Consider the following 15,963-nt stretch of genomic DNA (forward strand, 5'->3'; position numbering starts at 1 on the left):
AACCACTCACATGTGCGGGCTCCCGCACGGCCGTGCGGGCATATGCGCGAGAATGGCCCGGTGACCTCAGCGACCCGACAGCCAGAGACCCCGGCAGCCGCCCTTCCGCCGCGCCTGATCGCCACGGACCTCGACGGCACCCTCCTGCGCGACGACAAGTCCGTATCCGAGCGCACGGTCGCCGCCCTCGCCGCCGCCGAGGAGGCCGGCATCGAGGTCTTCTTCGTGACCGGCCGCCCGGCCCGCTGGATGGACGTCGTCAGCGACCACGTCCACGGCCACGGCCTGGCGATCTGCGGCAACGGCGCCGCCGTGGTCGACCTGCACGGCGGCCCCGGCGCCCACCGGTTCGTCAAGGTCCGGGAGCTGGCGCGGGAGAACGCGCTCGACGCCGTACGACTGCTGCGGGAGGCGGCGCCGGGCACCGTGTTCGCCGTCGAGCAGACGTACGGCTTCTACCAGGAGCCCGCGTACCCCAAGCTGCACATGGAGATCCCCGACACCCTCGCGCCCGCCGAACGGCTCCTGGCCCCGGACGCCCCCGGCGCCGGCGAACCGGTGCTCAAGATCCTCGCCTTCCACCACGAGCTCGACCCCGACGCCTTCCTCACCGTGGCCCGTCGTGCCGTCGGCGACCGCGCCACCATCACCCGCTCCAGCCCCAGCGCCCTGCTGGAGATCAGCGGCCCCGGCGTCTCCAAGGCCAGCACGCTCGAACTGTGCTGCGCCGAGCGCGGTATCTCCCCCGAGGAGGTCGTGGCCTTCGGAGACATGCCGAACGACGTCGAGATGCTGACCTGGGCGGGCACGTCGTACGCGATGGGCAACGCGCACCCCGCCGTGATCGCCGCGGCCTCCGGTCGCACGGTCGCCAACAACGAGGACGGGGTGGCGGTCGTCATCGAGAAGATCCTCGCCGAGCGGCTGTAGGAGCGGCTGGGCAGGACCGGCGGTCCCACAACGGCCCAGAGCTCCAAACGGGGCCCGCGCCCGGCGTTCCGAACCGGTCCCGCGCCCGGGGTGCTAAACCGGTTCCGCCTGCGGAGCGTGCGGCGCCTGCCACACCACCGTCGTACCGCCGCCGTCGGCTCCGGGCCCCGGTCCGTACCAGCTGTCGCCGCCCAGCGACTCGGCGCGCCGCCCGAGGTTCCGCAGGCCGCTGCGCCGGCCGCCCTCGGGGATGCCGACGCCGTTGTCCGCGACGGTCAGCCGGACACCCTGCCGGCCGTCCGGCAGGACGACGGTCGCGTCGACGACGACGTCGATACGGGAAGCCCCGGCATGCCGGAAGGCGTTGGAGAGGGCCTCGCGCAGGGCCGCGATGAGGTTCTTGCCCGTGAGTTCACCTACCGCCGTGTCGACGGGCCCGACAAATCGGTGCGTGGGCCTGAAGCCGAGCGGCACGGCGGCCATGTTGATCTCCCGCAGCACCCGTGTGCGCAGCCCGGACGGCACTTCGGCAGGTCCCTGTTGGAGCGCGAAGACGGCGGTGCGGATCTCCTGGATGGTGACGTCGAGTTCGTCGACCGCCTTTTCGACACCCTCCCGCACCTCGGGCACGGCCGAGTTCCGCTGTGCGCTCTCCAACATCATCCCGGTGGCGAACAGCCGCTGGATGACGAGGTCGTGCAGGTCACGGGCGATCCGGTCACGGTCCTCGTAGACCGCGAGCCGCTCCCGGTCGCGCTGTGCCTCGGCCATCATCAGCGCGAGTGCGGCCTGCGAGGCGAAGTGCGTGGCGAGGGTGCGCTCGGTCTCGGTGAAGGAACGCCCGCCCCGTTCCCGGGGAGTGACGAGGGCTCCCAGGAGACGGCCGCCGCACTGCAGGGGAAGCATCATCGTCGGCCCGTACTCGCGGGCGAAGTCGGTGACCATGCGCGGGTCGGTGGCCGCGTCGTCGAGGAACACGGCCTCTCCGTCGAGGAGTTCGGCGACCAGTTCGCTCTCCGGCGGGACGACGGCTCCCAGCACCTTGGACGGGCGGTCCTTGGCGACCGCGCTGATCTCCAGACCGCCCTCCGCGGCGGGCAGAAGTACGACCCCGGCCACCGATCCGGAGAGCCTGCGGGCCTGTTCCGCGACGACCTGGAGGGCGTCCTCGGCGTCGTCGGCCGACAGGAGTGCCCGGGTCACGGCCACCGAGCCGTCGATCCACCGTTCGCGCTGCTGGGCGGCCTCGTACAGCCGGGCGTTGCCGATCGCGATACCCGCCTCCGCGGCCAGCACGCGGACCATGTTGAGGTCGTCGTCGGTGAACGGGCCGCCGCCGCGTTTCTCGGCCAGGTACAGATTCCCGAAGATCTCCCCCTGCACCCGGATCGGAACCCCCAGGAAGCTGCGCATCGCCGGATGGTGCTCGGGGAATCCGCACGCGCGTGCGTCCTCGTCCAACTGCGCGAGCCGTACCGGCGCCGGGTCGTGGATGAGCGCCCCGAGCAGCCCCTTGTGTCCGTCGGGCAGCTGCCCGATCCGCCGGGCGGTCTCCTCGTCGACGCCGTGGAAGACGAAGTCCGCGAGTCCCTCGCCGTCTTCCGCCACGACCCCGATGGCGGCGTAGCGCGCGTCCGCCAGCTCGGCCGCCTTCTCGCAGATCCGGTCCAGCGTCGAGTGCAGCTCCAGCCCCGACCCGATCGACCGCACCGCCTCCAGCAGCCGCGGCACGTCCGGGCCGCCGTCCGGACAGGGGGAGGCGGGCACCACTGACATGCCTTGAGAGTAGTTAGTCCCGTTTAGTCCGAAAAGTTGGGATGTTGCCCGGGGCGCTAGCGCGCCGCCGCGCCGACCAGCAGATCCCCCGCCGCCTCCCGCTCCAGCATCTCCCGCAACGGCCCCGCCACCACCGACAGCTCCGCGTAGGCACCCCGCTGCGCCACCCGTCCCGCCGCCAGCACGATCACCTCGTCCACCGCCGCGAGACCGGCCAGCCGATGCGTGATCAGCAGCGTCGTACGGCCCTCGGTCGCAGCCAGCAGGTCCGCGGTGAGCGCGTCCGCCGTCGGCAGGTCGAGGTGTTCCGCGGGCTCGTCGAGAACGAGCACGGGGAAGTCGGCCAGCAGCGCGCGAGCGAGCGCCAGCCGCTGGCGCTGACCACCGGACAGCCGCGCCCCGTGCTCGCCGATCAGTGTGTCGAGCCCGTCGGGCAGTCCGTCCGCCCACTCCAGGAGCCGGGCCCGCGCGAGCGCGTCGCGCAGCTCGGCCTCGGTGGCGTTCTTCCGGGCCAGCAGGAGGTTCTCGCGCACCGTGCTGTCGAAGAGGTGCGCGTCCTGGGCGCAGAGCCCGACCAGTCGGCGTACGTCGTCCCCGTCCATCCCGTACGCGTCCGTGCCGCCCAGCGTGTACGTCCCCGCCTCCGCGTCCAGGAACCGCAGCAGCACCTGTGCGAGCGTGGTCTTGCCGGAGCCGGAGGGGCCGACGACGGCGACCCTGCGGCCCTGTTCGAGGGTCAGCTCCAGGCCGGCGAGCGCGTCCCGGTCCTGTCCGGCATGGCGCGCCCGGAGCCCCTGTACGCGCAGCGGGAACGGCGACGCGGGCGCCGGCTGCGGGAGCTCCGGTTCGCGTACGGGATCGGGGGCGTCCAGCACCTCGTACACACGCTCCGCGCTCCTACGCACCCGCTGTCGGTACTGGACGGCGAGCGGAAGCCCCAGGACGGCCTCGAACGCGGCCAGCGGGGTGAGGACGACCACGGCCATCGCCACGCCGTCCAGTCGCCCGCCGGCGACGGCCTGGGCGCCCACGAGGGCGGTCGCCGCGACGGTCACTCCGGTCGCCAGCGCGGTGAGCCCGTCGCCGAGCGCGGTCGCGGTGGCGGCCCGGGAGGCGATGCGGGTCAGCACGGTGTCGGCCCGTCGCGCCTCGGCCGTACGGGTGGGGAGCGCGCCCGCGACCGTCAGCTCGGCCGTGCCGGTGAGGAGGTCGGTCACCCGGGTCGCCAGGGCGCCGCGGGCGGGGGACAGCCGGTGCTCCGCGCGGCGCGCCACGGCACCGGTCAGGAGCGGGACACCGACCCCGGCCGCCAGCAACCCGGCGGCGAGGGCGGCCCCGGCCTCGGGAAGCAGCCAGGCGGTGAAACCGACGGAGACGGCGGACACGAGGAGCGCCGCCCCGGCGGGCAGCAGCCACCTCAGCCAGTAGTCCTGCAGGGCGTCCACGTCGGCCACGAGCCGCGACAGCAGATCGCCCCGGCGAGCCGTCCGCAGTCCGGCGGGGGCCAGGCGCTCAAGGCGCCGGTAGACGGCGACCCGGGTGTCGGCCAGCATCCGCAACACCGCGTCGTGCGACACAAGTCGCTCCGCGTACCGGAAGACGGCCCGGCCGATCCCGAACGCCCGCGTGGCGGTCACGGCCAGCATCAGATACATCACCGGCGGCTGCTGCGACGCCCGCGAGATCAGCCACCCGGAGGTGGCCATCAGCCCGACGGCACATCCGAGGGCGAGGCTCCCGAGGAGAAGGGCGAGAGCGAAACGACCGCTCCGGGGGCCGGCCATCGCGCGGACCCGGGCGAGCACGCCTCCGCGCCGCGGAGGGGCCGCGTGGGCCTCTTCCGCAGCGGCCGCGGGCACGCCCTCCGGGTCAACCGGCCGGAGCTCCTTCGTGCCCTCGCCGTGGACGGAACCGGTCGCGACGACCGACGCCGCGGACTCGAGCCGCACCACCCGGTCGGCCACCTCCAGCAGCGCGGGCCGGTGCACCACCAGCAGCACCGTCCGGCCGACGGCGAGCCTGCGCACCGCCGCCACGACCTCCGCCTCCGTCGCCCCGTCCAGCGAGGCCGTCGGCTCGTCGAGGAGCAGCACGGGCCGGTCCGCGAGAAACGCCCGGGCCAGCGCGAGACGTTGACGCTGCCCGGCGGAGAGTCCGCTGCCGTCCTCGCCGAGAACCGTCCCGACGCCGTCGGGCAGGGCGTCCACAAACTCCAGCGCCCCCGCTTCGGCCAGCGCCCGGCGCACCGCCGCGTCGTCGGCGTCGGGCCGGGCGAGCCGTACGTTGTCGGCGATCGAGCCGGCGTAGAGATGCGGCCGCTGAGGCACCCACGCCACCCGGGATCGCCATTCCTCCACATCGGCCTCGGCGAGATCGACGCCCCCGATCCGTACCCGCCCCGCGCCGGGCTCCACGAACCCCAGCAGCACGTTCAGCAGCGTCGACTTGCCCACACCGCTCGGTCCGACGAGGGCCACCGTCTCACCGGGCCCGACCACGAAGGAGACATCGGAAACCGCGTCCCCGGAGCGCCCCGGATACCGGACCGTCACGCCCTCGAGGCCGATCTCGCCCTCCGGCGCGACGAGAGAGCCGGTGGCCGGCACCGGGGTCTCCAGCACCGAGAAGATCTCCTCCGCCGCCGCGAGCCCCTCGGCGGCGGCGTGGTACTGCGCCCCCACCTGTCGCAGCGGCAGATATGCCTCGGGAGCGAGGACGAGGATGACGAGCCCGACGTACAGATCCATGTCGCCGTGGACGAGCCGCATCCCGATGGTCACCGCGACCAGAGCGACCGAGATCGTGGCGAGCAGCTCCAGCGCGAAGGACGACAGGAAGGCGATCCGCAGCGTCCGCATGGTCGCCTGGCGGTACTCGCCGGTGATCCGCCGGATCGACTCGGCCTGCGCCTTGGCCCGCCCGAAGATCTTGAGCGTGGGCAGACCGGCGACCACATCCAGGAAGTGCCCCGAGAGCCGGGACAGCAGTCGCCACTGACGGTCCATCTGAGACCGGGTCGCCCAGCCGATGAGCGCCATGAAGACGGGGATGAGTGGCAGGGTGACGACAATGATCGCCGCCGACACCCAGTCCTCGGTGACGATCCGCGCGAGCACGGCCACGGGCACCACGACCGCGAGTCCCAACTGGGGGAGGTAGCGCGAGAAGTAGTCGTCGAGCGCGTCCACCCCCCGCGTGGCGAGGGCGACCAGCGACCCGGTCCGCTGCCCGCTCAGCCACCCGGGGCCGAGCGCGGCGGCCCGCTCCAGCAACCGTCCCCGCAACTCCGACTTGACCGCCGCGCTCGCCCGGTGTGCGGCGAGTTCGGTGAGCCAGGAGACAACCGCCCGCCCGATGGCAACCGCGACCAGCAGGACCAGGGGCGCCCGGAGTTCGGAAGCCGAGTGACCGTGCTGGAAAGCACCGACGACCACTTCGGCGATGAGCATCGCTTGGGCAATGACCAGCGCCGCCCCGGCCGCACCCAGCCCCACGACCGCCATGAGGAAGAAGCGAGTGGCGCGGGCGTACCGGAGCAGACGCGGATCGATTGGTTTCACGTGAAACACACCCTTGGCTCATCCGGCATGTTTCACGTGAAACATGCCCTTGGATCGGACTTGGTCCATGAGGTCGGATTCAGCCCATAAGGCCGGACTCAGTGCGCAACATCCGCGGCGATGTGATGCGTACCGATCCTCTTACGGAACACCCAGTACGTCCAAGACTGGTAGAGCAGGACCATTGGTGTGGCGATTCCCGCGCACCAGGTCATGATCCTCAGGGTGTACGGAGACGACGAAGCGTTGGTGACCGTCAGGCTCCAGTCCGCATTGAGCGAGGACGGCATGACATTCGGGAAGAGCGTCAGGAAGAGCATCGCGACGGCCGCCACGATCGTGAGCCCCGACAGCGCGAACGCCCAGCCCTCGCGCCCCGTCTGGGCCACCACGATCGCGGCGACGAGGGCGACCACCGCCACGATCAACGCGACCAGGGACTTCGCGTCGCCGTTGTCGGCCTGGGTCCAGATCAGGAAGACGAGTGCCACCACGGCGGCCACCAACCCGACCCCGAGCGAGAGCTTGCGCGCCCGCTCCCGGATGTCCCCGACGGTCTTGAGCCCCACGAACACGGTCCCGTGGAAGGTGAACAGCGTCAGCGTGACCAGACCGCCCAGGAGCGCGTACGGGTTGAGCAGGTCACCGAAGTTGCCCACGTACTCGAGGTTCTTGTCGATCTTCACTCCGTGCACGATGTTGCCGAAGGCCACGCCCCACATGAACGCGGGGACGAGCGAGGTCCAGAAGATCGCCGCCTCCCAGTTGCGCTGCCAGTGCTCCTCGGGCCTCTTCACCCGGTACTCGAAGGCGACTCCGCGCACGATCAGGCAGACCAGGATGAGCAGCAGCGGCAGATAGAAGCCGGAGAAGAGCGTGGCGTACCACTCCGGGAAGGCGGCGAAGGTCGCGCCGCCCGCCGAGAGCAGCCACACCTCGTTGCCGTCCCAGACGGGTCCGATGGTGTTGATGAGGACCCGCTTCTCGGTGCGGTCGCGGGCCAGCAGCTTGGTGAGGACGCCGACCCCGAAGTCGAAGCCCTCCAGGAAGAAGTAGCCGGTCCACAGGACCGCGATGATGACGAACCAGACGTCGTGGAGTTCCATGACTCAGCAGCTCCCTGGGCCTAGTAGGAGAAGGCCATCGGCTTGTCGGCGTCATGGGGGTCGCCGCCGATCTTGGTGGGCGGGTTGAGGTCGGCCTCGGTGAGCTCCGGCGGACCCTGCTTCACGTACTTGAGCATCAGCTTCACCTCGATGACGGCGAGGATCGCGTAGATGAGGGTGAACACGATCAGCGAGGTCAGCACCTCCCCCTGGGAGACCCCGGGCGAGACCGCGTCCCTGGTCCTCAACAGGCCGTACACCACCCAGGGCTGACGCCCCGTCTCGGTGAAGATCCAGCCCCAGGAGATGCCGATGAGCGGGAAGATCAACGTCCACTGGGACAGCCGCCACCACCAGATGCCGAGCTTCGGCGTCAGCTCCATGTTCTTGGTGAGCATGAGCTTCGGGACGTCCTCGTCCCCGGTGCGGTGTTCCGGCGCCAGCCAGAACTTCCGCCTGGTCAGCCAGAGGCCGGCGGTGCACAGGGCCATCGAGACCCCGCCGAAGCCGATCATCCAGCGGTACGCCCAGTAAGCGGTGGGGATGTTGGGCCGGTAGTCACCGGGCCCGAACTTCTCCTGTTCGGACTTGTTGATGTCGTTGATGCCAGGAATCTTGGCGTTGAAGTCGTTCTTGGCGAGGAAGGAGAGTATCCCCGGGATCTCGATGGCGACGGTGTTGTGGCCCTTGGCGACATCGCCGTACGCGAAGAGCGAGAAGGGCGCGGGTTGCTGCGAGTCCCACAGAGCTTCGGCGGCTGACATCTTCATCGGCTGCTGCTCGTACATCACCTTGCCCAGGGTGTCGGCGCTGACGACGGTCAGGAGCGTGCCGACCAGAGCGGTGACCAGGCCGAGCCGCAGCGACATCCGCATGGTGCGGACGTGCCGCTTCTTGCGCAGGTGGAAGACGGCGATGCCGGTCATGAAGGCGCCGCCGACCAGGATGGACGCGCTGATCACATGCCAGAAGTTGACGAGCGCCGTCTCCTGGAAGAGCACCTTGGGGAAGTCGGTCAGCTCGGCACGCATCGTGCCGTCCGCCTTCTTCACCAGCCGGTAGCCGACCGGATGCTGCATGAAGGAGTTGGCCGCCATGATGAAGTACGCCGACAGGATCGTGCCGATGGAGACCACCCAGATACAGGCGAGGTGCACCTTCTTCGGCAGCTTGTCCCAGCCGAAGATCCACAGCCCGATGAAGGTGGACTCGAAGAAGAAGGCGATCAGGGCCTCGAAGGCCAGCGGGGCACCGAACACGTCACCGACGAAGCGCGAGTAGTCGGACCAGTTCATGCCGAACTGGAACTCCTGCACGATGCCGGTCACGACACCCATGGCGATGTTGATCAGGAACAGCTTTCCCCAGAACTTGGTCGCCCTGAGGTAGTGCTCCTTGCCCGTCCGCACCCAGGCGGTCTCCAGAATCGCCGTGAGAGCGGCGAGCGAGATCGTCAGCGGGACGAAGAGGAAGTGGTAGACGGTGGTGATGCCGAACTGCCACCGAGCCAGAGTCTCCGGTGCCAAAGCCAGTTCCACGTCGTCAGTCTCCTTACGCCGCCGTGGTTACAGCGGCAGTTTGCCCCTTTTGCTACATACATCACGGGACAATCGGGACACGCTTGTGAACGCGTTCACATTCACAAGCAATTATGACGCACCGGCTTTCGACCTTCGAAGGGGGGTCCCCTTTTACGTCAACCCCTCGGAAGGTCTCGAACACACCAAGGTGTTCCCCGGACCGACGACGGCCCCGGTGCTCCGGCGCCCTGAGACACCGGAGTGCCGAGGCCGTGAGGCGCCGGAGACCCGGGAGTGTGAGGCAGCGAAGCCCCCGGAGTGTGACGTCAGAGCTCCTTGTGGAACCCGTCGGCCGCCTTGAGGAAGATGTCGTTCGCCTCGGTCTCGCCGATCGTCACGCGCACCCCTTCCCCGGCGAAGGGCCGCACGACGACCCCGGCCTGCTCGCAGTGGGCGGCGAAGTCGAGCGTGCGCTCCCCCAGCCTGAGCCACACGAAGTTGGCCTGCGTCTCGGGCACCGTCCAACCCTGACCGCGCAACGCCTCGACCACACGGTTGCGCTCGCACACCAGAGCGCCGACCCGGCCGAGCAGCTCGTCCTCGGCACGCAACGAGGCGACCGCCGCGTCCTGCGCGAGCTGGCTCACCCCGAAGGGCACCGCCGTCTTGCGCAGCGCCGCGGCCACCGGCTCGTGCGCGATCGCGAAACCGACCCTCAGACCCGCGAGCCCGTACGCCTTGGAGAAGGTGCGCAGCACACAGACGTTGGGCCGGTCACGGTAGATCGAAACGCCGTCCGGCACCTCGACGTCCCGGATGAACTCGCGGTACGCCTCGTCCAGGACCACCAGGACATCACCGGGGACCCGGTCGAGAAACCGCTCCAGCTCGGCCCGGCGCACCACGGTGCCGGTCGGGTTGTTCGGGTTGCAGACGAAAATCAGCCGCGTCCTGTCGGTGATCGCGTCGGCCATGGCGTCCAGGTCGTGCACCTCGTGCGACGTCAGCGGCACCCGTACCGAGGTCGCCCCGCTGATCTGCGTGATGATCGGGTACGCCTCGAAGGACCGCCAGGCGTAGATGACCTCGTCGCCGGGTCCGCTGGTCGCCTGCAGCAGCTGCTGGGCCACCCCGACCGAGCCCGTGCCGGTCGCCAGGTGCGAGAGGGGGACCCCGAAGCGGTCCGACAGCTCGCTCATCAGACCGGTGCACGCCATGTCCGGGTAGCGGTTGAACGTACCGCTCGCGGCGATCACGCTCTCCATCACTCCGGGCAGCGGCGGATAGGGGTTCTCGTTGGAGGACAGCTTGTACGCCACCGCGCCGGCCGCGGCAGGCTTGCCCGGCTTGTAGGTGGGGATACCCTCCAGCTCGGCACGCAGCTTGGGGCTCGTCTCGCTCACCGCAGTCCTCCTCGTGACCACCGCTGGCTCATGACCACCATCGGCTACCAATGCTTCTCACCTTATGAGGATTCGGCGCCGCTGCGAATGGGCCGGGGACAACCACGCGACGCCCCTGGCACAGGCCGACGACCCGTCGCGTACGCCCTGGTGATCATCGTCATACTCCCCGGCGACCGTCGCCGCGCGGACTGTGTGGTCATCCTCGTACGAAGGCGTACGAATGGGGGGGCGCGTTGCCTTCAGAGCTGTGCGCTGGTGGCTCACGCCGTAGCGCGCATCACCCGTGCAGGTGAGTTGAGACCTCTTCGAAACATGACCCACTTGGCAGGCCCATGCGCGCCGACGCGTCACGTACTGCCATTGGATCGTTCAACTGACTTGGTTTCAAAGGCAGTAGAGCATTTTTGATCATGCAGAAACGTGCCTGTCAACGCGTGCATATGCGTCCGCACTACCCCACCGCATGAGCCCTACTATCGGCTCGCCATGACAGCAGCAGGGAAGCACCAGGTGAGCCGGGCGGAGACTACCCGCCGAGGCGGTCGACCGGGCCGGGCGGGAATCAGAGACGTCGCCGCGGCCGCAGGCGTCTCCATCACAACCGTCTCCGACGCCCTCAACGGCAAGGGCCGGCTCCCGGACGCCACCCGACGCCACGTCCGTGAAGTCGCCGACCGGCTGGGCTATCGCCCGTCGGCCGCCGCCCGCACCCTCCGTACCGGCAAGTCCGGCCTCATCGGCCTGACCGTGACCACCTACGGGGATGAACCTTTCACCTTCACCGAATTCGCCTACTTCGCCGAGATGGCCAGAGCCGCCACCTCCGCCGCACTCGCCCGCGGCTACGCCCTGGTCATCCTCCCCGCCACCTCACGCCACGACGTCTGGTCCAACGTCGCCCTCGACGGAACCGTCGTCATCGACCCCTCCGACCAGGACCCCGTGGTCAGCGAACTCGTCCGGCAGGGCTTACCCGTCGTCTCCGACGGCCGCCCCGCCGGCACCCTGCCCGTCACCGCCTGGGTCGACAACGACCACGAAGCCGCCGTCCTGGGCATCCTCGACCACCTCGCCGACGCCGGCGCCCGCCGCATCGGCCTCCTCACCGGCACCTCCACCGACACCTATACCCACCTCTCCACCACCGCGTATCTGCACTGGTGCGAGCGGGTCGGACAGGATCCGGTGTACGAGGCCTACCCGGCCCACGACCCGTGTGCGGGCGCCGTCGCCGCGGACCGGCTGCTGGCCCGGCCCGACCGCCCCGACGCGGTCTACGGCCTCTTCGACCCCAACGGCACCGATCTGCTGGCCGCGGCCCGGCGCTACGGACTGCGCGTCCCGGACGACCTGCTGCTGGTCTGCTGCAGCGAGTCCACCGTCTACGCCAGCACCGAGCCGCCCATCACCACCCTCTCGCTCAAACCCCGCCGCATCGGAACCGCCGTCGTCCAGCTCCTCATCGACGCCATCGAGGGAGCGGAAAGCGACAAACCCGTCGAACAGGTCATACCGACGGAGTTGATCGTGCGGACCTCCTCCGAGCGGCGTCCACCCCGTACGACGGTCAGCCCGCCCCGGTCACCCGAGAAGGGGTAGTCCGGGTCGGCCGGGGAGGAGTGGCCCGGCGTACGCTGAGGTTGACGTCCGTCATGGCTGCGGCGGGGCATCCACCAGGGAAAGCCCCGCCCAATTCGGGCGAAAACCGTGGCGAACAGGGCTCCTGCTCCGATTCACCACCCCTGGGTCATCACATGGCGCGATCCGCATTCCTATGATGGGCCCACGACACCGCGGGCCGCTGCGACCAGGCAGTCCGATCCGGTGCAGATGCGGCGCGATGGTGGTGGAGGGGTCGATGACTCAGGGGGCCGGTCAGGGACCCGAGGCGGTGCGTACGGAGACGTTGCGCGACTTCCGGGTGCCCGCGTACATCCACGAGACCGGTCCGTACCCGCCGAGCACAGCTCCCGGCGAGGCGGCCGGAGTCGGCGAGGAGCCCGAGGGCTACACGCCCACCCGGCGCGACCTGCCCGTCATCAACCGGGGCGACACGGTGCAGGGCGTCATGGACCCCGCCGCCGTGGCGGCCCTCCAGCCCGCCGACGGGCCGGGTCCGCTGTACGTCGTCGGCGACGTGCACGGCTACCTCGACCAGCTGGTCGCCGCGCTCCAGGAGCAGGGCCTCCTCGACGCCGCGGGCAACTGGTCCGCCGGGACCGCGCGCCTGTGGTTCCTCGGCGACTTCACCGACCGGGGCCCCGACGGCATCGGCGTGATCGACCTCGTGATGCGACTGTCCGCCGAGGCGGCCGCGGTCGGCGGCTACTGCAAGGCGCTCATGGGCAACCACGAGCTGCTGCTGCTCGGCGCCAAGCGGTTCGGCGACACCCCCGTCAACTCCGGCGCGGGCACCGCCACCTTCCAGGCCGCCTGGCTGCTCAACGGCGGCCAGAAGACCGACATGGACCGCCTCCAGGACCACCACCTGCAGTGGATGGCTCGCCTGGACGCCATGGAGCAGGTCGACGGGCACCTCCTCGTGCACTCCGACACCACCGCCTACCTCGACTACGGCGACTCGATCGAGGCGGTCAACGACACCATCCGCGAAACCCTCACGCGCAACGACGCGGACGAGTGCTGGGACCTCTTCCGAAAGTTCACCAGACGCTTCGCCTTCCGCGACGACGGCGGCGCCGAGGCGGCGCTGTCCCTGCTGGACACGTACGGCGGCACCCGCGTCGTCCATGGCCACAGCCCCATCCCGTACCTCCTGGGCGAGGTCGGCTCGGAGGAGGGCGAGGACGCCGCGGGCCCCGTGGTCGAGGGACCACATCTTTACGCCGACGGACTGGCCATCGCGATGGACGGCGGAGTGACCATGGCCGGAAAACTGCTGGTCCAGCAACTGCCCCTGGATAGCTGAGGGTTCTTCGGGCAGGCGTCCCCCACGAAGGACAGCGCTGGCCAGGGGGCAATTTCTGGAAACCCCCTGTCACGGCGTGCCGTCACCGCTCTACCATCGGCTTATCCGTAGCAGGCTCCCCTCCGTTTCTGCCCGACGGCTCGTCAGCGTGCGAGCCACCAGCCCTACGGAGCATCGGGGGATGCACATGAACAGCGTTCCGCAGCACCTGCTGAGCGAGGACCGCCAGGAATACGAGCGGATCCTCGATGAGGCGCTGCGCTCCGCCCCACACCGCCCGGAACTCGCCGCTGTCGGCCAGCGGCTCAACGCCGAACAACTGCGCACCATGGCCCTCAACGCCACCGCACTCATCACGGCGGCCGCGGCGACCGAGTACGCGCACTACGTGAAGGTCCGCGAGGAACTGCGCCGCCCGGCGCCGTCCACCCCAATCGTGAACGAAGGAGTCGGCTCCGCGGAGCCCGGCGCGACCGCGATGGGGCTCGCCACCACCATGGGTGAGGTCACCGAGACCGCCGGAGCCGGCGCCATTGCCGTCGTCGCGGTGCTCGCCCCCGTCCTTGCCGGAACAGCCGCGGCGATCTTCCTGCTCGTCGGGTTCATCCTGAAGCTCCTCACCCCCGAGCTGGCGTTCGCCCAGACCCTCCTGACCACCGGGTGGGTCTTCGGCGCGGTCACGGCGGCCGCGATCCTGGTCGCCGCGGTCGGGCTGCTGCTGACCGCTCTGCGCAACGGCTCGTCCTCGCTCCAGGCCGGAGCGCCCGGCGAGCTCGACACGGAGGTGGCCCGGGCCAGGGAAACCTGGCGCGAGGCCCTGCTGGAGCGCGGCATCATGCCGTTCCTCCGGGAGGCCCTCGCCGATCCGGGCACGGCGGCACTGACCCGACCGTCACCGACGCCGACCACCGGCCGTATGCCGCACCTCGGCTACAACCGGCCGGGGTTCAGCAGCCCCGACGGCGGCCCCCCGGCGGGTCCGCGCCCGAGCTTCACCAGCCCGGACTTCACCAGCCCGGACTTCGGGGGACCCGAGCACCAGCCGGAGTGACACCTGGCGGGCCGACACCGGGGTGACGGGAACGAGGGCCTGCGCCGATACGGCGCGGGCCCTTTTGCCGCTGCCCACCCCTTCACCTGCGCCCGCCCCGCTCGTCCCTCTCGTACGGCCCCGGCGCGCCCCGTCAGATGATGCCGAGCCCCCGGGCCGCCGTCATCCAGGCCGGGAACTGGGAAAGCAGCCGGTCGTACAACTCCGGGTCCGGCAGGCCCCTGATGTCGTCCACCGCGAAGAACCCCACGTTGTCGACGCGCCGACCGGGCAGCGTGTCGAACCGCTCCAGCACGCCGTAGTTCGACCGCCCCAGGCCCACGAACTGCCAGAAGATCGGCTCCTCCACCGCGCCTCTCAGCTCCTGCTCGATCTCCTTGTTCCGATAGACACCTCCGTCGGAGAAGAACAACACCAGCGTGGGATCGACAGCCGGGTGCTCTCGTACATACGTACGCACCTCGGCGATCGCCTTCTGCTCCTCGTTCTGGATACCGACCGACCGCATGTCCACCTGTCCCGGCAACAGGCCCTTCCGTGGCTTCTTGCTCCGCCGGAACAGACTCAGCTCACCGACCCGGACATGGAGCTCAAGCCACTCCGGCAGCTCTCCCAGAGTCAGGTCCGGCAGCCGGGCGGCATGGGAGGCGAACGTCCACGCCTGCATCACCCCGTCGTCGTCCAGTTGCGCCGCCACCGCGGCCATCCGCTCCACCACGTCGGCCACGACGCCCTTCGAGTACAGGAACGACATGGAACCGGAGGCGTCGAGGATCAACACGACGCGCGCCGTGACCCCCTCCGCACCGTGCTTCCGCAGGCTGACCGCCACCTGCTCCTTGCGCAACGAAAGCCGCTTGCGCATGTCCACGGGCAATCGTTCCTCGCCCTTGCTGAGACGCGGGGAGGAGCCCGGGGACACCGGGGGTGCCGGGGGCGCCGTCGGAGCGCCCGCAGCGGTGGAGGCAGCCGTCCGCGAGCCCGTCGGCGGGAGCGCGGGCGACACCGCCGCAGCGCCCCCGGGCGAAACCGCCGGCTCCGGCCCGGACGCACCGGCCCCGTCGGACTCCACGCTGATACCGAAGTCGGTGGCGAGACCGGCCAGCCCGGACGCATACCCCTGTCCGACCGCCCGGAACTTCCACTGACCGCCCCGCAGATACAGCTCACCCCCGATGAATGCCGTCTCCGTCGTGGCATCCATCTCGAAGCGCGCGAACTCCTGCCCGGTCTCGGCATCGAGCAGCCGCAGGGTCAGTCCGGACAGATCGCCGAAGGTGCCGCCGTCGGCCGAGGCACCCAGGACGACCCGCTCGATCTCCGGTTCCAGGGCACGCAGGTCCACCTCGACGGTGTCCGTCGTGGCAGCGCCGTCCCGCTGCTTCCCGAGGTGCCGTACGGCGCCGGAGGCGTGCTGTGGCTGGTTGTAGAAGACGAAGTCCCCGTCGTCCCGCACGCGTCCGCCCGGGCCGAGCAGCAGCGCCGAGGCATCCGCGTCCGGCGCACCGGCCCCTCCTCTCCAGCCGAGCACGGCCCGCACCGCCCCGGCGGCGACGGGAAGGTTGGCGCCCTTGCTCATGGATGTCGATGTCATGCGCCCAGTCTGCCGAGAGAACCCGGCCCGGGAGCCGTTCGTTGCGCCTGATTGCGCCGCGAACGGCTCCCGGCACGACTGCGTATGTGCG

10 protein-coding genes are annotated in these 15,963 nt (G+C 70.2%); 4 read left to right on the forward strand and 6 right to left on the reverse strand.

Going from position 1 to position 15,963, the window contains the following annotated elements:
* Positions 1-42: 42 nt before the first annotated feature.
* Entirely contained in the window at positions 43-930 is an 888-nt protein-coding gene (locus tag ACFZDJ_RS07740) for a Cof-type HAD-IIB family hydrolase (RefSeq protein WP_179436510.1), read from the forward strand.
* Between the two features lie 93 nt (positions 931-1,023).
* Here the strand turns inward: ACFZDJ_RS07740 and ACFZDJ_RS07745 are convergent, their stop codons facing one another.
* The 5 genes from ACFZDJ_RS07745 to hisC all read right to left on the reverse strand — a co-directional run bounded on the left by ACFZDJ_RS07745 (position 1,024) and on the right by hisC (position 10,295).
* Positions 1,024-2,706: a GAF domain-containing protein gene (locus tag ACFZDJ_RS07745; protein ID WP_390932604.1), complete on the reverse strand. Its 1,683-nt coding sequence runs from the start codon at positions 2,704-2,706 to the stop codon at positions 1,024-1,026.
* A 56-nt stretch (positions 2,707-2,762) separates the two neighbouring features.
* Positions 2,763-6,266 (reverse strand): thiol reductant ABC exporter subunit CydD, encoded by a 3,504-nt coding sequence (gene cydD, locus ACFZDJ_RS07750; RefSeq protein WP_391056965.1) that lies wholly within the window; start codon positions 6,264-6,266, stop codon positions 2,763-2,765.
* A 98-nt stretch (positions 6,267-6,364) separates the two neighbouring features.
* Positions 6,365-7,372 carry a cytochrome d ubiquinol oxidase subunit II gene (cydB, locus tag ACFZDJ_RS07755; RefSeq protein ID WP_391056968.1) on the reverse strand — a complete coding sequence of 336 codons (1,008 nt, stop codon included), beginning with the start codon at positions 7,370-7,372 and terminating at the stop codon, positions 6,365-6,367.
* 20 nt (positions 7,373-7,392) lie between these two features.
* Positions 7,393-8,910 (reverse strand): cytochrome ubiquinol oxidase subunit I, encoded by a 1,518-nt coding sequence (locus ACFZDJ_RS07760; protein ID WP_095853723.1) that lies wholly within the window; start codon positions 8,908-8,910, stop codon positions 7,393-7,395.
* 308 nt (positions 8,911-9,218) lie between these two features.
* Positions 9,219-10,295, reverse strand: coding sequence for a histidinol-phosphate transaminase (hisC, locus tag ACFZDJ_RS07765; protein WP_391056971.1), 1,077 nt, complete (start codon positions 10,293-10,295; stop codon positions 9,219-9,221).
* Positions 10,296-10,784: 489 nt separating this feature from the next.
* Between hisC and ACFZDJ_RS07770 the strand changes: the two genes are divergently transcribed.
* From ACFZDJ_RS07770 to ACFZDJ_RS07780, 3 genes are all read left to right on the forward strand, one after another.
* On the forward strand, positions 10,785-11,897 hold the full coding sequence (locus ACFZDJ_RS07770) for a LacI family DNA-binding transcriptional regulator (RefSeq protein ID WP_168509617.1): 1,113 nt from the start codon (positions 10,785-10,787) through the stop codon (positions 11,895-11,897).
* A 259-nt stretch (positions 11,898-12,156) separates the two neighbouring features.
* Positions 12,157-13,227, forward strand: a complete 1,071-nt coding sequence (locus ACFZDJ_RS07775; RefSeq protein WP_390932613.1) for a metallophosphoesterase — start codon at positions 12,157-12,159, stop codon at positions 13,225-13,227.
* 181 nt (positions 13,228-13,408) lie between these two features.
* Positions 13,409-14,278, forward strand: coding sequence for a hypothetical protein (locus ACFZDJ_RS07780; protein WP_390932615.1), 870 nt, complete (start codon positions 13,409-13,411; stop codon positions 14,276-14,278).
* A 133-nt stretch (positions 14,279-14,411) separates the two neighbouring features.
* On the opposite strand, the gene ACFZDJ_RS07785 is transcribed toward ACFZDJ_RS07780, so the two are convergent.
* Positions 14,412-15,872 carry a VWA domain-containing protein gene (locus ACFZDJ_RS07785; RefSeq protein ID WP_391056974.1) on the reverse strand — a complete coding sequence of 487 codons (1,461 nt, stop codon included), beginning with the start codon at positions 15,870-15,872 and terminating at the stop codon, positions 14,412-14,414.
* Positions 15,873-15,963: the final 91 nt, after the last annotated feature.

Origin of the sequence: Streptomyces sp. NPDC007896 (genome assembly GCF_042959425.1) — a bacterium.
In the GTDB taxonomy this organism is placed as follows: Bacteria; Actinomycetota; Actinomycetes; order Streptomycetales; family Streptomycetaceae; genus Streptomyces.